At 75.0% G+C, this 21,976-nt stretch carries 18 protein-coding genes and 1 pseudogene; 13 read left to right on the plus strand and 6 right to left on the minus strand.

Going from position 1 to position 21,976, the window contains the following annotated elements:
• The first annotated feature begins 10 nt into the window (after positions 1-10).
• The 7 genes from ACFVU3_RS31205 to ACFVU3_RS31235 all read left to right on the plus strand — a co-directional run bounded on the left by ACFVU3_RS31205 (position 11) and on the right by ACFVU3_RS31235 (position 9,062).
• Complete coding sequence (locus ACFVU3_RS31205; protein WP_390071491.1) at positions 11-2,950, plus strand: DEAD/DEAH box helicase; 2,940 nt, start codon at positions 11-13, stop codon at positions 2,948-2,950.
• A complete protein-coding gene (locus ACFVU3_RS31210) occupies positions 2,947-4,299 on the plus strand; it encodes an SWF or SNF family helicase (protein ID WP_390071493.1) in 1,353 nt (450 codons plus the stop codon). The genes ACFVU3_RS31205 and ACFVU3_RS31210 overlap by 4 nt, the downstream gene beginning before the upstream one ends.
• 410 nt (positions 4,300-4,709) lie before the next feature.
• On the plus strand, positions 4,710-6,215 hold the full coding sequence (locus ACFVU3_RS31215) for a sensor histidine kinase (RefSeq protein WP_390071495.1): 1,506 nt from the start codon (positions 4,710-4,712) through the stop codon (positions 6,213-6,215).
• Position 6,216: 1 nt separating this feature from the next.
• Entirely contained in the window at positions 6,217-6,627 is a 411-nt protein-coding gene (locus tag ACFVU3_RS31220) for a roadblock/LC7 domain-containing protein (protein WP_030493298.1), read from the plus strand.
• A complete protein-coding gene (locus tag ACFVU3_RS31225) occupies positions 6,624-6,998 on the plus strand; it encodes a DUF742 domain-containing protein (protein ID WP_390071497.1) in 375 nt (124 codons plus the stop codon). The genes ACFVU3_RS31220 and ACFVU3_RS31225 overlap by 4 nt, the downstream gene beginning before the upstream one ends.
• Complete coding sequence (locus ACFVU3_RS31230; protein WP_390071499.1) at positions 6,979-7,599, plus strand: ATP/GTP-binding protein; 621 nt, start codon at positions 6,979-6,981, stop codon at positions 7,597-7,599. Before ACFVU3_RS31225 ends, ACFVU3_RS31230 begins: the two co-directional genes overlap by 20 nt.
• The gene (locus tag ACFVU3_RS31235; RefSeq protein WP_390071501.1) at positions 7,596-9,062 is read left to right on the plus strand and encodes a cytochrome P450; all 1,467 of its coding nucleotides are present in this window, start codon (positions 7,596-7,598) and stop codon (positions 9,060-9,062) included. The genes ACFVU3_RS31230 and ACFVU3_RS31235 overlap by 4 nt, the downstream gene beginning before the upstream one ends.
• Before the next feature lie 5 nt (positions 9,063-9,067).
• On the opposite strand, the gene ACFVU3_RS31240 is transcribed toward ACFVU3_RS31235, so the two are convergent.
• The 3 genes from ACFVU3_RS31240 to ACFVU3_RS31250 form a co-directional block, all read right to left on the minus strand.
• A complete protein-coding gene (locus ACFVU3_RS31240) occupies positions 9,068-10,204 on the minus strand; it encodes a hypothetical protein (RefSeq protein ID WP_390071503.1) in 1,137 nt (378 codons plus the stop codon).
• Positions 10,205-10,650: 446 nt separating this feature from the next.
• Positions 10,651-11,298, minus strand: a complete 648-nt coding sequence (locus ACFVU3_RS31245) for an alpha-ketoglutarate-dependent dioxygenase AlkB (RefSeq protein WP_390071504.1) — start codon at positions 11,296-11,298, stop codon at positions 10,651-10,653.
• Between the two features lie 50 nt (positions 11,299-11,348).
• On the minus strand, positions 11,349-12,296 hold the full coding sequence (locus ACFVU3_RS31250) for a TIGR03564 family F420-dependent LLM class oxidoreductase (protein WP_390071506.1): 948 nt from the start codon (positions 12,294-12,296) through the stop codon (positions 11,349-11,351).
• Between the two features lie 168 nt (positions 12,297-12,464).
• Here ACFVU3_RS31250 and ACFVU3_RS31255 point away from each other — a divergent pair, with 168 nt between their 5' ends.
• From ACFVU3_RS31255 to ACFVU3_RS31275, 5 genes are all read left to right on the plus strand, one after another.
• Positions 12,465-12,986 carry an HD domain-containing protein gene (locus tag ACFVU3_RS31255; RefSeq protein ID WP_390071507.1) on the plus strand — a complete coding sequence of 174 codons (522 nt, stop codon included), beginning with the start codon at positions 12,465-12,467 and terminating at the stop codon, positions 12,984-12,986.
• A gap of 510 nt (positions 12,987-13,496) precedes the next feature.
• Positions 13,497-14,639, plus strand: a complete 1,143-nt coding sequence (locus ACFVU3_RS31260; RefSeq protein ID WP_390071509.1) for an LLM class flavin-dependent oxidoreductase — start codon at positions 13,497-13,499, stop codon at positions 14,637-14,639.
• Entirely contained in the window at positions 14,636-15,505 is an 870-nt protein-coding gene (locus ACFVU3_RS31265) for an ABC transporter permease (protein WP_390071511.1), read from the plus strand. The genes ACFVU3_RS31260 and ACFVU3_RS31265 overlap by 4 nt, the downstream gene beginning before the upstream one ends.
• 125 nt (positions 15,506-15,630) lie before the next feature.
• Positions 15,631-16,671: an ABC transporter substrate-binding protein gene (locus ACFVU3_RS31270; RefSeq protein WP_390071513.1), complete on the plus strand. Its 1,041-nt coding sequence runs from the start codon at positions 15,631-15,633 to the stop codon at positions 16,669-16,671.
• A complete protein-coding gene (locus ACFVU3_RS31275; protein WP_390071514.1) occupies positions 16,658-17,434 on the plus strand; it encodes an ABC transporter ATP-binding protein in 777 nt (258 codons plus the stop codon). Before ACFVU3_RS31270 ends, ACFVU3_RS31275 begins: the two co-directional genes overlap by 14 nt.
• A 128-nt stretch (positions 17,435-17,562) precedes the next feature.
• On the opposite strand, the pseudogene ACFVU3_RS31280 reads toward ACFVU3_RS31275, so the two are convergent.
• Together ACFVU3_RS31280 and ACFVU3_RS31285 are read right to left on the minus strand one after the other, a co-directional pair.
• Positions 17,563-18,297, minus strand: a pseudogene (locus ACFVU3_RS31280) (LLM class flavin-dependent oxidoreductase); the annotation flags it as partial.
• 54 nt (positions 18,298-18,351) lie between these two features.
• Positions 18,352-20,028, minus strand: coding sequence for an MFS transporter (locus ACFVU3_RS31285; RefSeq protein WP_390071515.1), 1,677 nt, complete (start codon positions 20,026-20,028; stop codon positions 18,352-18,354).
• Positions 20,029-20,230: 202 nt separating this feature from the next.
• Here ACFVU3_RS31285 and ACFVU3_RS31290 point away from each other — a divergent pair, with 202 nt between their 5' ends.
• Positions 20,231-21,166, plus strand: a complete 936-nt coding sequence (locus ACFVU3_RS31290) for a hypothetical protein (RefSeq protein WP_390071517.1) — start codon at positions 20,231-20,233, stop codon at positions 21,164-21,166.
• Positions 21,167-21,284: 118 nt separating this feature from the next.
• Here ACFVU3_RS31290 and ACFVU3_RS31295 read toward each other — a convergent pair whose 3' ends face one another.
• On the minus strand, positions 21,285-21,785 hold the full coding sequence (locus ACFVU3_RS31295; protein WP_390071519.1) for a GNAT family N-acetyltransferase: 501 nt from the start codon (positions 21,783-21,785) through the stop codon (positions 21,285-21,287).
• Positions 21,786-21,976: the final 191 nt, after the last annotated feature.

A 21,976-nucleotide genomic window follows, 5' to 3' on the forward strand; every position in this document is an offset into this window, starting at 1 on the left:
GAGGAATGCGTTGACGTCGCTCGGATCCTCTCGTCCCGCCCCCGAATCCTCCGCCGCACCCGCCGCCGTCTTCCTGCCCGCCGACCCTCCGCGCGCCGGCCGGATCGTCCTCTGGTCGCCGGAGGACGAGCCCCTCCCCCTGCCGGGACCGGCCGGAGCGGTGCCGGACGAGCTGACGGTCGTGGACGGGACCGACCTCCAGACCGTGTCCGTCCCTGCGCTCTCCCTGTCCGTACAGGACGCCCTGCCGTTCCTCGCCCGCGCACGGTTCGCCGCGGACGCCGACCCCGCGGCCGCCTTCTGGGGCGGCGCCGCCCTGCTCGCCCTGGACCTCACGGCGCGCGGCCTGCTGCTGCCCGGTGTGACGCCCGGCGGCCACGACGCCTGGCGGGCCGGGCCGTTGGGCCCCGAGGAGCTGGACCGGCTGAGGACGCTCGCCGCGTCGATGCCGCCGACCGCGCACGCGGTCCCGCTGGACGCCGGCCCGGACGAGGACGCGGACGCGGAGCCGCTGCTGCCCGAGCCGGAGACCCTGCTCCGCGCCTTCCTCGACGCCGTCGCCGACACCCTCCCCCGCACCCCGGCCGCCCCGCTGGCGGCGGGCGGGCCCGCGTTCGCCGCCGAGGAGCCGCAGACCGTCCCCGAACAGCGGCCGTGGGCCGACGATCTGGCGGCCGGTCACGACGCCGGCGTACGGCTGTCGCTGCGCCTGGAACTCACCGGCTCCGGCGCGCCCGAGGCCGCCCCCGGCTTCCGCGCGGTGCTCCAGCTGCACTCCGCCGCCGACCCGGCGCTGGTCGTGGACGCGTCCGACGCCTGGTCCGGCACCGGTCCGGCGGCGGCGCTCGGACCGCGCGCCCCGATGGACGCGCTGCTCGCGCTGCGGCGCGCGGCGCGCGCCTGGCCGCCGCTCGCCCCGCTGCTGACGTCCGCGGTGCCGGACACCGTGGAACTGGCCGACGAGGAGATCGTCGAACTGCTGGGCCCGGCGTCCCGGGCGCTCGCCGCGACCGGCATGCAGGTGCACTGGCCGCGTGGACTGGCGGACCGGCTGACCGTCGGCGCGGTGATCGGGCCCGTGGAGACCGCGGCCGGGACCGTGCCGGACGCCGGGACCGCCGAGGACGGCCCCCGGGACGACGGCTCCGGCGGCGCGGGAGCGGGGGGCGGCCTGCCGTCGTTCCTGTCCGCCGACGCGCTGCTCGCCTTCAACTGGCGTTTCTCCCTGGGCGACCAGGAGCTCACCCGGGCCGAGCTGGACCGGCTCGCCGAGGCCGGACGGCCCCTCGTCCGGCTGCGCGACCGGTGGGTCCTCGTCGATCCGGCGCAGGTGCGGCACGCCCGGGAGCGGCAGGACGCCAAGGTGACGCCGGTCGACGCGCTCGCGGCCGTCCTCACCGGCACCACGGAGATCGGCGGCCGCCAGGTCGAGGTGGTCGCCACCGGGGCGCTGGAGCGGCTGCGCGAGCGGCTGGCCGATCCGGAGGGCGGCGTCCACGAGGTCCCCCAGCCCGCCGCGCTCGCCGCGACCCTGCGCGACTACCAGCTGCGCGGACTGAACTGGCTGCACCGGATGACCTCGCTCGGCCTCGGCGGCTGCCTCGCCGACGACATGGGCCTGGGCAAGACCATCACCGTCATCGCGCTCCACCTGCACCGGCAGGACGACCCGGCCACCGCGGGCCCGACCCTCGTGGTCTGCCCGACCTCGCTGATGGGCAACTGGCAGCGGGAGTTCGAGCGGTTCGCGCCTGGCACGCGCGTGCGCCGCTTCCACGGCACCACGCGCGACCTCGGCGGGCTCGGCGACGGGGACGTCGTCCTCACCACGTACGGCACGATGCGGCTCGACGCCGAACGGCTCGCCGCCCGCCCCTGGGGGCTGCTGGTGGCGGACGAGGCCCAGCACGTGAAGAACCCGTACTCGGCGACGGCCCGCCGGCTCCGGACGGTCGGCGCACGCGCGCGCGTGGCACTGTCCGGGACCCCGGTGGAGAACAACCTGTCCGAACTGTGGGCGATCCTCGACTGGACGACCCCGGGGCTGCTCGGCGGGCTCGGGGCGTTCCGGCGCCGGTACGCCGCCGCCGTCGAGGGCGGCACCGACCCGGCCGCGGCGGAGCGCCTCGGCGCGCTGGTCCGCCCGTTCCTGCTGCGGCGCCGCAAGTCCGATCCGGGGATCGCGCCGGAGCTGCCGCCGAAGACCGAGACCGACCGGGCCGTCTCCCTGACGCCGGAACAGGCCGGTCTGTACGAGGCGGTGGTGCGCGAGAACCTGCTGGCCATCGCGGAGGCCGAGGGCATGGCGCGGCGCGGGCTCGTGGTGAAGCTGCTGACCTCGCTGAAGCAGATCTGCAACCACCCCGCGCAGTACCTGAAGGAGGAGCGGCCCCGGATCGCCGGCCGGTCCGGCAAGCTCGAACTCCTCGACGAACTGCTCGACACGATCCTCTCCGAGGGGGCGAGCACCCTGGTCTTCACCCAGTACGTGGGGATGGCCAGGCTGCTGGAGGCGCACCTGGCGGAGCGCGGGGTGCGGACGCAGTTCCTGCACGGCGGCACGCCGGTCGCCGAGCGGGAGGCGATGGTCGCCCGCTTCCAGGACGGCGAGGTGCCGGTCTTCCTGCTGTCGCTGAAGGCGGCCGGGACGGGACTCAACCTGACCCGGGCCGAGCACGTGGTGCACTACGACCGCTGGTGGAACCCGGCCGTCGAGGCGCAGGCCACCGACCGGGCCTACCGGATCGGGCAGACGCGGCCGGTGCAGGTGCACCGGATCGTCGCCGAGGGGACCGTCGAGGACCGGATCGCCGCCATGCTCGCCCGCAAGCGCGAGCTGGCCCACGCGGTGCTCGGCACGTCGGGCGACGCGCCCGCGGAACTGACCGAACTGACCGACGCGGAACTGGCGGAGCTGGTCTCCCTGCGCGGGGACGGGGACGGACGATGAGCGAGTACGGGACGGGCCACGAGGCCGAGGAGCTGACCCTCGCGGCGGCGCCGCCGGCGCGGGGCGGGGCCTTCACCCGCACCTGGTGGGGGCGGGCGTGGCTGCAGGCGCTGGAGGACACGGCGCTCGACGGGCAGCAGGTGAAGGCGGGACGGCGGCACGCGCGCGCGGGCGCGGTGGGCGCGGTGACGGTGCGGCCGGGGCGGATCACCGCCGTCGTGCAGGACCGGGACGGCACCGCGTACCGCAGCGACGTGCTGGTGCGCACGCTGACGGACGAGGAGTGGGACCGGCTGCTCGACCTCGCCGTCGACAGCGCCGGTCACATCGCCGCGCTGCTCGACCACGAGATGCCGCCGCACCTGGTGGAGGACGCGGCGGCGGCCGGCGTCGACCTGCTGCCGGGCATCGGCGACCTGGAGCCGGAGTGCGGCTGCGAGGCGTGGGACCACTGCCCGCACACGGCGGCGCTCTGCCACCAGACGGCGCGGATCCTGGACGAGGACCCGTTCGCGCTGCTCCTGATGCGGGGACGGGGGCAGCGGGCGGTCGTCGACGCGCTCCGGGCCCGCAGCGCCGCCCGCGCGGGCGGGACCTCGTCCTGGACGGCGGGCGACGCCGGGGCGGAGGAGGGTGCCGGCGGCTCGGCGGCCGGGGTGTCTGCGGCGGAGGCGTACGCGCTGCGGGACATCCTGCCGCCGCTGCCCGCGGTGCCGGTGCCGGCGGCGGGCCCCGGGGAGCCGCCGTCGCTCGACACGGAGACGGACCCGGAGCCGGGGGTGGAGCCGGACGCGCTGGAGTTCCTGGCGGCGGACACGGCCGCCCGCGCCCACCGGCTGCTCACCGAGCTCCTCGCCGGCCGGGCGGTCCCGCCGGGCCTCCTGGGGGCGGAGGCGACGGTCTCGGGGGACGCGGTCCGGCTGGCCGTCGGGCGCCCGCCGTCGTGGGTCGCCGCGCGGCTCGCCTCGCGCACCGGGCGGTCGCGGGCGGATCTGGACGCCGCCACGCGCGCGTGGCGGTGGGGCGGGGCCGCGGCCCTCGCCGTCCTGGAGGAGTCCTGGACTCCGGACGAGGAGGCCCTGACGCGGGCCGCGGCGCGGCTCGCCGACGCCTGGGAGGACGGCGAGCGCCCGGAGCTGGTCCGGTCGGGGGCGCGCTGGACGGTGGCGGGCACGGAGGCGCAGCTGCGGCTGGGCGAGGACGGCCGGTGGTGGCCGTACCGGCGCGGCGGGGGCGACTGGTGCCCGGTGGGTCCCGCGGACCGGGATCCGGCGGCGGCGCTGACGGCGGCCACCGCGGAGGGCGACCCGGAGGAGGAGAACTCCGGCTCGCACCGCCTTTCGGAATGACCGGTAAAAGACACGCTGCCACGCAGTCTGATCAGTTGTTGTCATTTTCGATACGCATTCCCGCCCTCTTATAGGGCCAGTTTGATCGATAGAACCCTTCCCTCCATCGAGGTCACACGCCAATCCCGAACTGACTATGCTCCGCAGATGTGTTGCGCCGCGCTCACAGCGAGTCATGAACGCTGGGAGCGGGCGCCTCGACGGAGCACGGCCACCAGGAGACACGGGCATCGACGCGTGGGCGAAGGGACCCGAAAACGGTCCCATTCGAGCACGCGTACGTGATCGATCGAATGTCCGCTTCTTTCCTGTCGGTACGTCGCGCCACTTCAGTCCTCCCCTATTCCAGACGCTGAGGGAAACCGTTGATGGTTCGCGCAGGTTCAACTTCCAGAGCCAGGCCCGGTGCGATGGCTCCGGTGTGGCTCGTCCCGCCGGGGGTCCTGACCGCTCTCTTCGCCATAGGGCTGCTCTTCGCGCCTGCGCAGATACGGACACCGGTGGCCTGGTACGGCTTCGCGGCGGTCTCCCTCACGGTCGGCAGCACCGCCCTGACCGTCCGCCTGGCGCGGGCGGCGGAGGCGGCCCGGCACACCCGGGCGGTCCAGGCCGCGTACCAGGCGCACGCCGAGCGCGAGGCCGCGCTGCTCGGCCGGCTCGCGGACCAGCGGACCACCACCGTCTGGCTGGCCGAGGAGCTGCTCCCGGCCGCCGTCTCCCGGCTCCAGAAGGGCGACCCCGCCTCGGAGATCGTGAACTCCGTCCGCTTCGGCGACCACCTCGACGACGGGTTCACCGAGGCGCTCAGAGGAGCGCTGCAGACCCTCCTGGAGGCCGTGGAGGCCGAGGAGAACACCCGGGACTCCTCCCAGCGGGCGCTCGTGGCCGTCGCGCGCCGCGTCCAGGCGATCGTGCACCAGCTCGCCAAGGACCTGCGGGAGATGCAGATCGTCCACGGCACGGACCTGGTGCTCGCCCGCGGTCTCCAGGACGTCGACCACCGCAACGCCCTCATCGGCCGCCTCGCGGCCAGTATCGCCGTCCTCGGCGACGCCCGCCCCGGCCGCCAGTGGTCGAAGCCCATCCCGCTCTACGACGTGCTGCGCGGCGCCATGTCGCGCATCGTCGACTACCCGCGGGTCAAGCTCCAGTCGGTCACGGAGGCCGCGGTCATCGGCCCCGGCGCCGAGCCGCTCATCCACCTGCTCGCCGAACTCCTCGACAACGCCACGTCGTTCTCGCCCCCGCACACCCCCGTGGAGGTGAGCGCCGTCGAGGTGCCCTCGGGCATCGCGATCGAGATCGAGGACCGCGGCGTCGGCCTCACCGAGGAGGTCCGGCACCGCATCAACCGTGTGATGACGGAGTCGGCGTCGGGCCTGTTCCTGGCCGGACTGGGCGAGGTGACGCAGCTCGGCCTGCCGGTCGTGAGCCGGCTGGCCCGCGAGCACGGCTGCGACGTCGACCTGCGTCCCTCCGCCTACGGAGGCGTACGGGCCGTGATCCTCGTACCCCGGCGCCTGATCACCACGGTGGAGAAGCCCGTCGTGAGAACCCCTGAGCCCGCCCGGAAGCGCGCGGCGGGACCGATCCGGCCCCTGCCGTCGCGCGCCAACCCGACCGTACCGCCGCCGGCCCCCGCGCCGCTGCCCCTGCCGCCGCCCATCCCCCTCCTCACGTCGCCGGACGACGGAGCGGACCCGTTCATCGACGGGACGACCCTCAACGGCCTGCCGCGCCGTCGCCGTGACACGCCCGTCCCCACGCCGGTCCTCCGCACGGGCCCCGAGCCCGCCCCCGCCCCCCGCCGGTCCGCGCGCGAGCCCGGGCTGATGTGGGAGGCGTTCAACGCCGACAAGCACGCGGACACCGCATCCCCCACTCCGCACAGCCAGCCGTCTGATGAGGTCGAATAACATGCAGCCACTGCCCAACATCGACTGGATGCTCACCGAGCTCGTGGGCGGCGTTCCGCACGTACGGCACGTGGTCGTCCTCTCCGCGGACGGCCTGTGCATCGGGCAGGCCAACACCGCGCCCGACACCGCGGACGCGATCGCCGCCGCCTGTTCCGGCATCCAGAGCCTGGCCCGGGCCATCGCCCAGATGTTCCCGCACGGGAACGGCACCACCCACATGGTCGGGATCGAGGCCGACGGCGGCTACTTCTCCCTGATGGCGGCCGGCCCCGGCGCCTACCTCGCCGTCCTCGCCGACGAGGAGGTGGACGCGGGACTGCTCGGCGCCCGCATGCGCGCGCTCGTGGTCAGGATCGGCCGGCACATGACCAGTCCGCCCCGTGAAGACGTCGTCCGGCAGGCGATGTGACCTCGGACAACCCCCATCCCCCGGACACCCCCCGCCGCTGGGACGAGGGCACCCCCGTACCGCTGTACGTCATCACCGGCGGCGAGGGCTCCTCGGCGAAGACCTTCGACCTCGTCACGCTGATCGCGACCAGGTCCGCACCGGAACCCTCGATGCAGCCCGAACAGGCGGCCATCCTCTCCATGTGCGCGTACCCGCTGTCGGTGGCCGAGGTGTCGGCCTACCTCAGCCTCCCCTTCAGCGTCGTCACCGTGCTGCTGTCCCAGCTCGTCGACGACGAACGCGTGGAGGCGATTGCACCCGTGCCCGTCGCGGCCTTCCCCGACCGCGGCCTATTGGAGGCGGTGATCCATGGACTACGGAGACTCTGACACGCTCAGGGCAGGACCGCGCGACACCGACCTGCTCCTGCCGCACGGCGCCAGGGGCGTCAAGGTCGTCGTCGTCGGCGGCTTCGGCGTCGGCAAGACCACGATGGTCGGGGCGGTGAGCGAGATCCCTCCGCTGACCACCGAGGAACGGATGACGCAGGCCGGCGTCGGGATCGACCACAATCCCGGGGCGTCGGGCAAGAGCACCACGACCGTCGCGATGGACTTCGGCCGGATCAGCATCAACGAGGAGCTGATCCTCTACCTGTTCGGAACCCCGGGCCAGGAGCGCTTCTGGTTCCTGTGGAACGGGATCTTCGAGGGCGCGCTCGGCGCCGTCGTCCTCGTCGACACCCGCCGGATCGAGGTCTGCTTCGAGGTCATCACGCGCCTGGAGGACCGGCGCGTCCCCTTCGTCGTGGCCGTCAACACCTTCCCCGAGGCCCCGCAGTACCCGCTACCAGAACTGCGCACGGCGCTGGCCCTCAGCGAGTCCGTCCCCCTCGTCACCTGCGACGCACGTGACCGGGCGTCCTGCCGGGACGCCCTGCTCTCGCTGATGGTCTACCTGTGCTCCCTCGCCGCCCAGGAGACCGCATGACCCTCCCCGCCCACGAGCACGCCCCGCACGAGAGCGGGCTCGTCCCACCGCCCGGCTGCCCGGCCCACGCGGCCACCGGACCCGGCGGGGCGGCCCGGCTCTACGGCCCCACCGCCGAGACCGACCCGATGGGCCTGTACGAGGAGCTGCGCGCCGCCCACGGCCCGGTGGCACCCGTCCTGCTCGACGGCGACGTCCGCGCCTGGCTGGTCCTCGGCTACAACGAGAACCGGGACGTGGCCACCCGCTCCACCCAGTTCTCCCGCGACCCGCGGGTCTGGCACGGCTGGAGCACCGGGGAGATCGACCCGGCCACCTCCCCGCTGATGCCGATGATCGGCTGGCGGCCGGACTGCGTGTGCGCGGACGGCGAGGAGCACCAGCGGCTGCGCAGCGCGGTCACCGCCTCCCTCGACCAGTTCGACCACCGGGGGATCCGGCGCCGCATCAACCGCTTCGCCCACGAGCTGATCGACACGTTCTGCGAGAACGGCGAGGCCGAGCTGGTCGACCGGTTCACCGAGCACCTGCCGATGCTCACCCTCATCCACCTGCTCGGCATGTCCGACGAGGCCGCGCCCAAGCTCGTCCAGGCCGCCCGGGACCTGTTCAAGGCGACCGAGACCTCGCTCGCGAGCAACGCGTTCGTGGTGGCGAGCCTGGAGCAGCTTGTCCGCGACAAGCGCGACAAGCCGGGTCAGGACATCGCCTCGGCGCTGATGTCCCACCCCGCGGGCCTCACCGACGAGGAGGTCGTGCACCACCTGCGGCTGATCCTGCTCGCCGGCTACGAGACGACCGCCAACCTGATGTCGAACGTGCTGCGGATGGTGGTGACCGACCCGAGGTTCCGCGGTTCGCTGGCCGGCGGCCAGATGACGCTTCCGGAGGCGGTCGAGCAGGTCCTGTGGGACGAGCCGCCGCTGATGGTCTGCCCGTCCCGGTACGCCAACGGGGACACCACGCTCGGCGGACAGCGGATCAGGGCGGGCGACATGCTGCTGCTCGGGCTGGCCGCGGGGAACATGGACCGGGCGGTCCGCCCGGACCCGTCGGCGCCGGTCCACCACAACCGCGCGCACCTGTCGTTCAGCGCCGGCAGTCACGAGTGCCCCGGCCAGGACGTGGGCCGCATCATCGCCGACACCGGCATCGACATCCTCCTCACCCGGCTGCCCGACATCGTGCTGGCCGTGCCGGAGGAGGACCTCAGCTGGCGCTCCTCGACCTGGGCGCGGCACCTGACGGCGCTTCCGGTCACGTTCGCCCCCCGGGCCCCGCGGGGGCAGCAGTTCGAGGCCCCGCTGCCGACGGCCCCGCCCTCGCAACTGCCCGGGATCCCCGCGCCGGCCGCGACCCGGGAGACGGTCGCGCCGGCCGTGCCCGGGCCGCCGCCCGCCGGACGGTCCGGGGCGCGGCCGTCGTGGTGGGAGCGGCTGCTGGGGGTGCTGCGGCTGCGGTAGTCCGGTCATGGCTCGGCGTCGAGGCCGAGTCCGACGGCGGAGGGGGGTGTCGGCGTGTGCCTGCCGGCACCCCTTCCGAACCACTCCTCCGCGGAGGAGGCGGGGAGGCGCTGCTCCGGGAAGGCCGGGGCGTCGGGGACGTACCGGGGGGCGCCGGTGTACCAGGCGTGCAGGCCGGAGAGGAAGCTGCACGCCCCGCCCAGCCAGGTGTCCAGCTCGCCCTGTTCGCCGGGGCTCAGTCCGGCGCGGCGGGCGAGCAGCGGGATGTCCTCCTCGCGGAGCTGCTCGAAGTCGCGCATGCGGGAGTTGACGAGGTGGACGGAGGCCGGAACGGCCTCGCGGAGGGGGATGCCGAGGGAGGTGCCGAGGACCACGACGAGGTTGTTCACGTCGTGTTCCTCGTGGACCTCCCGTTCGTAGGAGGCGATGTCGTTCGCCAGGCCCATGACGTCCATGAACGCGGCGGTCAGTCCGCGGACGGTCCTGCTGTGCCGGATCCGCTCGGGTATTCGGGCGCCGGTGGCGAGCTCGACGGAGTAGGGGGCGGTGTGGGCGGCGAAGCTCTCGCGCCGGAAGGGCGCGTAGTCGATGAGGTGGGGGACGCGGCCGGTACGGCTGTTGGCCAGCTCCTCGACGCCCGCGTCGATGTAGCGGGCCAGCGCGCGGCAGAACTCCTGCCGCCAGTGGGCCAGTCGGGGCGGGAAGAGGTGCTGCTGGAGATCGGCGATGCCGCGCTCGACCGCGTTGACGGGCTCGGGCAGCCGGGCGCCTTCCTCGGGGCGCAGGAAGGCGTGGAGCCGGGCGGTGAAGTCGTGGGCGCCCTGGAGGTCGCTGGTCCGCTTGAAGGCGTGGGCGAAGTAGTCGTCCCAGGCGAGGGCCCAGATGTTGAAGCGGTGGTTGAGCCGCAGGGCGGCGGGGGTGGCGTCGGGCAGCGTCCAGGCGGTGAGCAGGTCCACCGTCATCGCCTGGAACTGGGTCCGGGTCCAGATCGGGCGGCGGTCGGGCCGTCCGTCGCCGGTGTCCAGCATGCCCATCTCGCGCGCCCACGTCTCGCTCTCCGCCCGCAGGCCCGGCAGATGGGGATTGACCTTGAGCGGGTGAGGCATCCACAACTCGGGGATTTCGACGGCATGCAGGGGCATGGTCGCTCCACCTCCTTCAGTCCTCGGAATCCGTTTTCATGTTGCCGCTGTCACTGACGGCCGACAATTCCCGCCACGCGACGCTGCAAACCTGCCCGCCCGACCCGGGCCACAACCCCCGGACCGGACGAGTCCGGATTCCGGGAACCCTGGCGTCTTGCTGGGCAGTTGTGTCCTCCTGAAGCGACGGGGCCCCATTCGGGGCGCCCTCGCGCGGAGGTGTGCGGGCGGGACGACCTTGGCCAGTTCCGGCTGGCAACAGAAGCCGCCACCCGGCGCGTTCGGGGTCACGCGCTCCCGGGGGCGTGCGGCCGCCGGCACCCGCGGGCGTGCGCGCCGCCGCCGGTGCCGTGGATTCCGTGGACGTGGACCCCACCCCTGTACGTCACTGCGCCCCCTCGCTCGATGATCTCCGGAGCCCAGGCCATGCGGGCCGGGCGGCCGGGTCAGCGTACGCCGCGCGGGCGGAACTGCACGCTGATGCGGGGCCCGACCGCGCGGGTCGTCTTGGGGACGGCGTGGTCCCAGGTGCGCTGGCAGGAGCCGCCCATCACGACCAGGTCGCCGTGGCCGAGCGGGAGGCGGAGGGCGACCGTGCCGCCGCCGCGGGGGCGGAGGGCGAGATCGCGGGGATCGCCGAGGGAGAGGATGGCGACCAGGGTGTCGCGGGTGGAGGAGCGGCCGGTGCGGTCGCCGTGCCAGGCGACGCTGTCGCGCCCGTCGCGGTAGAGGCAGAGTCCCGCGGTGACGAACTCCTCCCCGAGCTCGGGCGCGTAGTGCTCGCCGAGGACCGTGCGGGCCTCGGCGAGCGCGGGGTGCGGGAGCGGTTCGCCCTCGCGGTAGTGCGCGAGGAGCCGGGGGACGGCGACCACGTCGTCGTACATCCGGCGTTCCTCGGCGCGCCACGGCACCCGCCCGGCCAGCTCCTCGAAGAGGGTGTCGGCACCGAGGAACCACCCCGGCAGGTGGTCGACCCAGGCCCCGCCGGCCAGCAGGGTCCTCCGGATGCCGTCCAGGGGCCCGGGGCGGGGGTCGTCCCCCTGGTCGAACAGGGATCCCTGGAGGCCGGGGAGGTCCGGTGGTGCGGCGGTCATGGATCCAGGATACCCATGAAACCGAACAGGTGCTCGAATATCGTGTCCCGTCAGCCGAGGCTCCCGGCCGACGGGCCTCCGGAGAGCTCGCCGAGGAGCTTCCAGGTGCGCCGCCGGGCCTCCTCGCCGCCGAGGTCGGTCGCCGTGAAGACCACCTCGGTCGCGCCGGCGTCCCGGTAGCGGCCGACCTCGGCGGCGACGGCCTCCTCGTCGCCGAGGACGGCGAGACCGGCCGCGCCCTCGGCGCCGGAGAGCTCGATGACGCGCTGGTAGGAGGGGATCGTCCCGTAGAGGGCGAGGGCTTCGGCAGCCCGCTGCCGCAGGCCCTCCGGGTCGGCCGTGACCACACCGGGCACGAGGGCCACGATCCGCGGCGCGGGGCGGCCCGCGGCCCGCGCCGCGGCGGTCACGGCGGGGACGATGTGCTCGGCGAGGGCGCGCGGGCCGGCGAGGAAGGGCAGGATGCCGTCGGCGAGCTCGCCGCTGACGCGCAGGGCCTGCGGACCCATGGCGGCGACCAGGACGGGCACCGGCGGCCGGGCACCCGGGACGGCCGCGGAGTACGGCGTCGTCGCGGTCAGCAGCTCGCCGTGGAAGTCGGCCTCGCCGGTGTCGAGCAGCGGCCGCAGTGCGGTGAGGAACTCCCTCAGCAGGCCGACGGGCCGCTGGTACGGCAGCCCGAAGGCGGCCTCGGTGAGGTGCCGGGTGCCGAGGGCGAGCCCGAGGTGGTAGCGGCCGCCCGTGGCGGCCTGGGCGGTCTGGGCCTGGCTGGAGACGAGCAGCGGATGGCGGCCGAAGACGGGCAGGGCGGCCGTCCCCACGTGCAGCCCCGGCACCTCGCGGCCGACGATCGCGGCCAGCGTGGGCGAGTCGTACGCGAAGGTCTGGCCGAACCACGCGGAGTGCAGACCGGCCCCGTGGGCCTCGCGCGCGAGGCCCACGGTGGCGTCGACGGGGAGTTGGCGGTGGGTCGAGCTGAGCGTTACGCCGAGAGTCATGCAGAGGGCAACGGACCGCCCGGGCAAGGGAATTCCTCCGCCGTGTGAACAGTGTGTGGCGCCGCGCGGCGGCGGCCCGCCGCCAGGTCACGCACGGATGCGTGCCGGCCGGCCCGCGCGCCCGCACGCCCGCCCGCACGCACGCACCCGCGCAGGGATGATGGGGGCATGATGACTCTCACCGAAGCGGACGCCCTGGCCGACCGCGCGCACGCCGGCCAGACCGACAAGATCGGCGTCCCGTACGTGGAGCACGTGCGGGCCGTCGCCGCCGGCCTGGTGCCGTTCGGGACCGAACTGGCCATGGCGGGGCTCCTCCACGACGTCGTCGAGGACACGTCCTGGACGGCCGAGGGGCTGCGGGCGGCAGGGGTCCCCGACCGCGTGGTCGGGATCGTCGAGGCCGTCACCAACGACCCGGACCGCCCGTACGAGGAGAAGATCCTGCGGCTGACGCGGGATCCGGACGCCACCCTGGTGAAGATCGCCGACAACGCGCACAACAGCCGCGCCGACCGGGCGGCCGGACTGCCGCCGGAGCAGCGGGAACGGCTCGCCGCCAAGTACCGGGCCGCCCGACGGGTGTTGTGGCCCGCGGCTGACCCCGAGCGGGTGGCGACGATCCTGCGGATCGTCAACCCCGACCTGCTGACGGAACTGACGGGGCCGCACGGGCCGGCCGGAGCGTGAGCACGGCCGGAGGCGGGGGCGCGGCCGGAGGCGGGGGCGGGGGTGTACGTGGAGTCGGGCCATGCGTGCGCCCCGGGGTCTCCCTGGGTCTCCCCTTTCGGCATGTGAGATCCGGATGTCCACATGGCGGAACATGGTTGTCGGTGGGCGGATGCGGCCGTCAGGATGCGGGGCCTGCGCCCCGACCTCATCCGCCGCCGACACGTGGACCTCATGCGTGTCGCCGGGATGCTGTGTCGGCCCGGCCGCCGTACCGCCGCCCACCGCTGACCCCCGCCCGTCCCGGACCGTCGCCCCCGTCGCGCCACGGTTCCTGACGGGCCGTCCGTGAGCACGCCGCGCCGACTCCCGCGCCGGCGCAGGCGGCGACCGTTCCCCTCCTGCCGCAGCAGCCGCGGCCGCGCACCGCCGTCTCGCCGGTCTCCCCCGGACGCGTCTCCGTCGTCCCCGGATCGTCGCGCCCGCCGGTGTGCGCCTCCGCGTCCCGTCCTCCACCGAGGTGTCCTCCGCATGCCCCCGTCCGACCATCCCGTCCTGCACTGGTTCCTGCCCACCGGCGGCGACGGCCGCGATCCGGGCGGCGTCACCGCCGTCCAGGGCCGCACCGCCGCCGCCACCCGGCGGCGGGCCGACGTCGACTACCTCGCCCAGGTAGCCCGGGCCGCCGAACGGGCCGGGTTCTCGAAGCTGTTGACGCCGGTCGGGCTGGGCTGTGCCGACCCCTGGGTCCTCACCCCGGCGCTCGCCGCCCTGACCGAACGCATCGGCTTCCTCGTGGCCTTCCGCGCCGGGCTCGCGCAGCCGACGCTGATCGCCCAGCAGGCCGACACCTTCCGCCGCCTGTACGGCGACCGGATCGCGCTCAACGTCGTGACCGGCGGCGACCCGGCCGAGCAGCGGGCCTACGGCGACCACCTGCCGAAGGACGAGCGGTACGCGCGCAGCGGTGAACTGATGCACGTCGTCCGGGAACTGCTGGAGGGCCGACGGGTCGACACGGACGGGCCGCACGTGCGCGTGACCGACGCGCGGCTGCACGAGCCGACGCTCTCCTCGCCCGTCCCCCTGTACTTCGGCGGCGCCTCCCCGGCCGCCGAGAAGGTCGCCGCCCGCCACGCGGACGTGCAGCTGCTGTGGGGCGAGCCCCCGGCCGCCGTCGCCGACCGCGTCGCCCGGCTCCGCGCCGAGGCGGCCCTCCTCGGCCGGGCCCCGCGCTTCGGCCTGCGCCTCCACGTCATCAGCCGCGACACCGCCGACGAGGCGTGGGCCGAGGCCGACCGGATCCTGGCGGGCCTCGACCCGGAGGCCGTACGGGCCTCGCAGGAGCGTTTCGCCCGGATGGACTCGACCGGGCAGGCCCGGATGACCGCCCTGCACGGCGGGTCGGCCGACCGGCTCACCGTCGCGCCGAACCTGTGGGCCGGCATCGGGCTCGTCCGGGAGGGCGCCGGGACCGCGCTGGTCGGCTCGCACGACGAGGTCGCCGCCCGCCTGTGGGAGTACCGGCGGCTGGGCATCGACGAGTTCGTGCTCTCCGGCTACCCGCACCTGGAGGAGGCGTACCGGATCGGCGAGGAGGTCGCGCCCCGGCTGCGTACCCTCGCCGAGGCCGCGGCGGCGGAGCCCGTACGGGCCGGAGGGGCGGCGGCGTGACGCTCCTCGACACTCGCGGGAAGGCACCCGCGGCGGCGGACGAGCGGGCCGGACGTCCGGTCCGGCCCACCTGGCGCGGCGGGCGGGTGCTCCGGTGGACCGCCCTGCGGCTGCTGGCCCTGGTCGTGCTGGTCGCCGCCTGGCAGGCGGTGGTCACGGCCGGCGTCTGGCCGCGCGTCCTCGTACCGGCCCCTGCCGACGTCTGGCGGGCCCTGGTCCGCGCCTCCACCGTGCACGAGGGGGTGCGCGGCGTCAGCGGGCACCTGCTCGTCGAGCACCTGGCCGTGTCCCTGCGGCGGATCGCGATCGGCACCGGGTACGCGGCCCTCGCCGGCGTTCCGCTGGGCCTGCTGATCGGGGTCGTCCGGCCGCTGGCGGTCGTCCTGGAGCCGGCCGTCACCTTCCTGCGCACGCTGCCGCCCCTCGCGTACCTCTCGCTGCTCGTCATCTGGTTCGGCATCGACGAGTCCCCGAAGATCTGGCTGCTCGTCGTCGCCGCCCTCCCGCCGATCACCGCGGCCACCGCGGCGGCCGTGCGGGGCGTGCCGGGCGACCTGGTCGAGGCGGCCCGCGCGCTGGGCGCGGGACCGGTGTCCGTGCTGCTGTCGGTGCGGCTCCCGGCGGCGCTGCCCGAGATCCTGACGGGGGTGCGGATCGCGGTCGGCATCGCCTACACCTCGGTCGTCGCCGCCGAGACCATCAACGGCGTGCCCGGCATCGGCGGCATGATCCGCGACGCGCAGCGCTACAACCAGACCGATCTCGTCATCGCCGGACTGCTGGCCATCGGCCTGTCCGGCATCGTCCTCGACGCCCTGTTCCGGGGCGCCGAGCGGGCCGCAGTGCCCTGGCGGGGCCGCGCCTGACCGGCGGCCCCCCCTTCCTCCCCCGTCTCCCCCCTCCCTCGTACGTCCCCTCCCCCTCCCCCTCCCCGTCGTCCTCCCCCTCCCCGTCGTCCCGTACGTCCCCACCTCACCGCCAAGGAAGTCCCATGTCCCTGCATCCCCGCCGCACCGTCCTGACCGCCGGCGCCACCGCGCTGCTCGCCCTGGCCGCGACCGCCTGCGGCGGTGCCGCGACGGCCGACGGGGAAGGGTCGGGCAAGGTGCGGGTCCGGATCGCGTACCAGGCCATCCCCAACGCCGATCTGGTCGTCAAGAACCAGCGGCTGCTGGAGAAGGCGCTGCCGGAAGCGGAGATCCGCTGGGTGCGGTTCGACTCGGGCGGCGACGTCAACACCGCCGTCATCGCCGGCGCGGTCGACCTGGGCCTGCTCGGCTCCAGCCCCGTCACCAAGGGACTGTCCGCGCCGCTGGACATCCCGTACAAGGTGCTGTGGATCCACGACCTCATCGGCGACAACGAGGCCCTCGTCGCGAAGAAGGAGATCGGTTCGGTGGCGGCGCTGAAGGGCCGGAAGGTGGCCGCGCCGTTCGGGTCCACCGCCCACTACTCGCTCCTCGCCGCGCTGGAGGCGGCCGGGCTGAGCGCATCCGACGTGTCGCTCGTCGACCTCCAGCCGCAGGACGCGCTCGCCGCCTGGCAGCGCGGCGACATCGACGCCGCCTACGTCTGGACGCCGAGCCTCACCGAACTGCGCAAGACCGGGAAGGTGCTGGTCACCAGCCGCGAGATCGCCGACCGGGGGAAGCCGACCGCCGACCTCGGCGTCGTGACCGACGCGTTCGCGGGCAAGCACCCCGAGGTCGTCGACGCCTGGCTGTCGGCGGAGGACCAGGCCGTCAGGCTGGCGAAGAGCGATCCGGCGAAGGCCGCGGCGGCGATCGGGGCGGAGCTGAACCTCACGCCGGCGGAGGCGCTGGCCCAGCTGGAGGAGCTGGTGCTGCTCACCGCGGAGGAGCAGCGGGCGCCCGCGTATCTGGGCACGCCCGGGAAGCCGGGGGCGCTGGCCGGGAACCTGCGGGACGCGGCGGTCTTCCTGCACGGGCAGAAGGCGATCGACGCCGTGCCCGAGCGGTCGGTGTTCGAGAAGGCGCTCGCGGTCGAGGAGCTGGCCCGTGGCGCCCGCTGACACCGCCGGGGCGGTCGACGTCGAGATCGCGGGGGTGAGCGTCCGGTACGGACCGGCGAAGGCCCCGGTGACGGCCGTGGCGGACGTGTCGCTGGCGGTGGCCCCGGGCGAGTTCGTCGTGCTGGTCGGGCCGTCCGGGTGCGGCAAGACGACCCTGCTGCGGCTGGTGGCGGGGTTCGAGCGGCCGGCCACGGGGTCGGTCCGGGTGCACCGGAAGGTCGGCGTGGTCTTCCAGCAGCCGCGGCTCTTCCCTTGGCGGACGGTGGCCGGGAACCTCGCCTTCGCGCTGGCCCGGCACGGCGTCCCGCGCGGGGACAGGGCCGCGCGCACCGCGGAGCTGCTGGAACTCGTCGGCCTGCCCGGCATGGGCGGGCGCCGCACCTGGGAGCTGTCGGGCGGTCAGCAGCAGCGGGTGGCGATCGCCCGGGCGCTCGCGGCCGAACCGCAGATCCTGCTGATGGACGAGCCGTTCGCCGCGCTGGACGCCCTCACCCGGGAACGGCTCCAGGAGGAGGTCCGCACGCTGGCGGCGGTCACCGGCACCACCGTCGTCTTCGTCACCCACTCCGCGGAGGAGGCCGTCCTGCTCGGCTCGCGGGTCCTCGTCATGGCGGCGGGACCGGGGCGGGTCGTGGAGGAGGTCGCGGTGCCGCTGCCGCGCGGGCCGGGCGTGGACGTCGCGGCGCTGCGCGGCGCCGCCCCCTTCGCGGCGCTCCGGGCCGAACTGGCCCGGGCGACGCGGGAAGCGGCCGCCGGACCCTGACGGACGGGCCGGCGGGAGCGTTCCGGGCGTCCGGATGTCTCGTACGCCCGGATGTGCGCACGTCCGGGCGTGTCGTACGCCTGGACGTTTCGTACGCCTGGACGTGTCGTACGTCCGGACGCCCGGCGTCAGACGACCGGCGGTCCCGCCTCGGCGCGCCGGAGGACCGGCGCCAGGCGGTCGAGGTCGGGGCCGGTCTGGATCCGGCGTTCGTCCCACCAGGTGGCGCCGGCGTCGCGGAGCGGGCCGACGACGTCCTTCGCCCGGGCGGCGTCCGCCGGGGTCGCTCCCCCGAGCACGAACTCGAAGGGGCCCTCGGCCCCGGCCTCCGCCCGCCTCGCCCGGACGTAGCCGACCAGGTCACGTACCTCGGCCACGTCGGGCACGTGGCCGTGCCGGGCGGTCTCGAAGAGCGGCACCGCGCCGTCCCAGCGGGCCGCGCGGCGCATCGGTGCCCGGCGCGGCCAGAAGCCGCCGATCCAGACCGGCGGCGCGGGACGCTGGACGGTGGCGGGCAGCAGGGCCGCGTCCCGGACCCGGTAGTGGGTGCCGTCGTGGTCCACCGGTTCGCCGGTCCAGAAGCGCCGCAGCAGGTCCAGGCCCTCGTCCAGGCGTGCGGCGAGAACGCGGGGTTCGGCGTCGTCGCCGAAGCTGCGGTACTCGTCGTCGACGGGGCCGCCGAGCCCGGCGGCGAAGACCGCCCGTCCTCCGCTCAGCGCGTCCAGGGTCGCGACCTGCCGGGCGAGTCGCTGCGGTCGGTAGCGGGGCACCGGGGTGAGCAGGGTGCCGAGGCGGATCCGGGAGGTCGCGAGCGCGGCGGCAGGGAGAAGCGCATCCGCGCAGCATGGGCACCCGGCGGCCCCGCGGCAATGGTGCGCGCGAGGCCGGCGGGGCGGTGGTGACGGGTGGACGGGCGGTCAGAGGGCCGCCCGCGGCCGCTCGCCGGCGGGGGACGCGGCGGACGGGTGGGGCACGGCTCCGGGCGCCGCGGTCGTGGCGGGCGCGGTCGCGGCGGGCGCGGTCGTGGCGGGTGCGGGCCGGCGCAGGCCCACGGCGGCGAGGAGGCCGCCGGCGACGCAGAGGGCGGTGGTGACGAGGGCGGCCGTGTGGACGCCGTTCATGAAGGCGTTGCCGCTGCCCTCGACGACGGCGGTCCGCAGGGCGGCGGGCATCGCGTCGGTGACGGGGGCGATGCCCATCGCCACGGCGTCCTTCGCCCCGGCCAGGCCCTCGGCGACGGCGGGCGGCACTCCGGCGCCGGTCAGTTCGCCGGTGAGGGTGGCGCCGACGCGGCCGCTGATGAGGGAGACCAGGACGGAGGTGCCGAGCGCGCCGCCGACCTGGAGGGCGGTGGCCTGGAGCCCGCCGGCGACGCCGCCGTCGCGGACGGGGGCGTTGCCGACGATGGCGTCCGAGGAGGCGGACATGACCATGCCGACGCCGAGACCGATGAGGAGGAAGGGCGGCCACAGCGCCGCGTACGGCGACTGCGTGTCCCAGGTCGTCATCCACAGCGCGGCCACGGCCTCCAGCGCCATGCCGGCCGGCATGGTGACGCGGGCGCCGAACCGTCCGGTGAGGGCGGCGCCGAGCGGGGCGGCGACGACGGAGGCCAGGCTCATCGGGAGGGTGCGGACGCCGACCTCGACGGGGGTCAGGCCGCGGACGTTCTGCAGGTAGAGCATGAGGAAGAAGATCACGCCGAGCATCACGAAGAAGTTGACGGCGGTGACGAGGGTGCCGGTGGTCAGGGCGGGGCTGCGGAAGAGGCGCATCGGCAGCAGCGGGTGGGCGACACGCGTCTCGTACCGGGCGAAGAGGACGAGGAGAAGCAGCCCGGCGGCGAGGGAGCCGAGGGTGCCGGCCGAGGTCCAGCCCCAGGTCTCGCCCTTGACGACGCCGAGGACCAGCGCGACCAGGCCGAGGGCGAGAAGCACCACGCCGGGGAGGTCGAAGCCGTGCCGGCCGGTGGAGTCCTTGCTCCGCGGCAGGACGAGCGCGCCGAAGGCGAGGGTCGCCGCGCCGATGGGCACGTTGATGAAGAAGACGGACTCCCAGCTGACGTGCTCGACGAGGAGGCCGCCGACGATCGGTCCGAGCGCGGTCGAGCAGGAGGCGACCATGGCCCACAGACCGACCGCGGTGCCGAACCGCTCCGGCGGGAAGACGGCGCGGAGCAGGCCCAGGGTGTTGGGGATGAGCAGCGCGGCGCAGAGGCCCTGGAGGGCGCGGAAGGCGATGACGCCCTCGACCGAGCCGATGAGTCCGATCATCACGGAGGCGACGACGAAGCCGGCGACGCCGGCGAGGTAGGAGGTGCGCCGCCCGAAGCGGTCGCCGAGCTTGCCGCCGAGGATCAGCGCGGCGGCCATGGCGATCAGGTAGGCGTTGGTGACCGCTTGCAGGTCGGCGGTGGTGGCGCCGAGGTCGCGGCCGATCTCGGGGTTGGCGACGGAGACCACGGACCCGTCGAGGTTGACCATGAACAGGCCCAGGGCGACGGCGATCAGCGTCAGCCACGGGTTGGCGCGGCGGCCGGACGGGGGCGGCGTGGACGCGTGGGGCGCGGTGGTGTCCACGGGTGCGGAGGACATGGGGGTGCCTTGTCTGTGCGGGTGGGGTGGAGGCCGGGCGCCCGCACTTTATGTATGTGCCGATACCTATGTCAACATAGGTAGAGGAGGAAGGGTGGTCACCACCCGCTCCCGGCCGCCACCCGCTCCCGGCACCCTGCGAGACTGTCGGACCTCGGCGCGTCGGCGGGACGTGCCCGGCGTACGGGACGAGGGACACGCGATGGCGGCGGACGGCCGACGGACACGGCGGGGGATCACGGCGGCCGCCCTCGCGGCGGCGCTGCTCGGCGGGCTCACCGCCTGCGGGGGCGACGGGGACGACGCGAAGCCGGGCGGCGGCCTGTCGGCGGCCCTCGACGGCGTCCCCGCCGAGCGGGCCGACACGTACCTGGCCTACGTCGACGTGGCGAGGGCCCGCGGGCTCGTCGCGGCGGACCGGAAGCTCTACGGGGACCTGGAGGACTACGGGATCCCCGAACTCGCCGCCGCCCGGAACGAGGGCGACGACCCGCGCGACGCGTTCGGCTTCACCGCCGCCGACGTCGACTCCTCGGTCCGGATCGGGAGCACCGGCTTCCGCCTCACCGGCCGGTTCGACCCCGCGGCCGCCGGCCCGCCCCTGGAGCGGCGCGGCTGGAAGAAGGGGGCCACGGACGGCGGGGAGCTGTGGCAGGACGGGGACGCGCGGGTCGCGGTCTCCTCCTCGGTCCGCTCCGGGGCCTTCGCCGCCGAGGACGCCCTCCCGCCGCTGGGCGGGCCCGAGCGGTCGCTCGCGGACGACCCGGCGTACCGGCGGGCCGTGGACTGCCTCGGCGAGGACGCCTACCTCGTCCACCTCTTCGCCGGGCGGTCCGGGAACACGCTGCCCGGTGTCGCCCTCTACGGATTCGGCGCCCGTGCCGCGGAGGACGGCACCTCGCGGGAACGGCTGTGCGTCGTGACGGAGTCCGCCGAGGCCGCCCGGGGCGTCGCCGACGCCCTGCGGCCCGCGACCGCCGGCGGCGAGACCTTCGACGGCGTCGCCGTCGAGGTGGGGGACGGATCCGAGCCGGTGGTCACGATGGAGTGGGCCAACTCCGCCACCCCGGTCGGCCTCCGCCCGGGCCGCCAGACGGCCACCCACGAACTGCCGCGGCTGCTCGCGCCCCGCGGCTAGCACGTCAGCGGGACGCCGCTCTCCGGCACCGCCGGATCGGCGTCCTCGCCGCGGGTGCGACGGCTCGGGGCCGGGCCAGGGCCGACCGTGGGCTCCCGGGCGAGATCCTGCCGGAGTGTCAGCAGCGGCCCAGCAGCGTCGTCACGTACGGCACGAGTCCCTGCCGGGTGTAGAAGCGGAGGGCGTCCGCGTTGGTGGCGATGACATCGAGCTGCAGCTCCTGTGCCCCGCGCTGGGCGAACTCGGCGCGGACCGCGTCGAACAGGCGCGTCCCGAGCCCGCCGCCCCGCTGGTCGGCTCGTACGGAAAGGCTTTCCAGGACACCGGTCTTCGCTCCTCGCTGCCAGGACCCCGGCGACTGTTCCCGCACGCGGGCCATGGCATAGCCCACGAGTTCACCGGAGACGTCGACCGCCAGGACGAAAGCGTCCGGGGAAGCGAGCCAGGCCGCGTACTTGGCCCTGCGGTTCCTCCACGACGCCTCGGGCGACAGCGAGGGCGAGAACCGTTCCAGATGCCCGGCCACAGCCACGTGATGGCGATGCAGCGCCTGCCACAGGGGTGCGAGATCGTCGAGACGGTCAGCGGGAACGTGCCTGATCGAGAGATGCTGGTCCATCCGGACACCGTACGAGAGCGACGGCCCGCACACCGCGGGAATCCTCCGCCGGCCCGCCCCTGGCACCCCGCCGCCCGCCGCGCTCCAGCCGCCCGACGAAGGCCCACGGGCCGGACACCCGCATCCCGCTGGAGCCCTGGGCCGTTCCTTCCGGATCCCGCCGGGCACACGGCAAGCCCCGGGCCCGGGGG

It is taken from the genome of Streptomyces sp. NPDC058052 (assembly GCF_042885515.1).
In the GTDB taxonomy this organism is placed as follows: domain Bacteria; phylum Actinomycetota; class Actinomycetes; order Streptomycetales; family Streptomycetaceae; genus Streptomyces.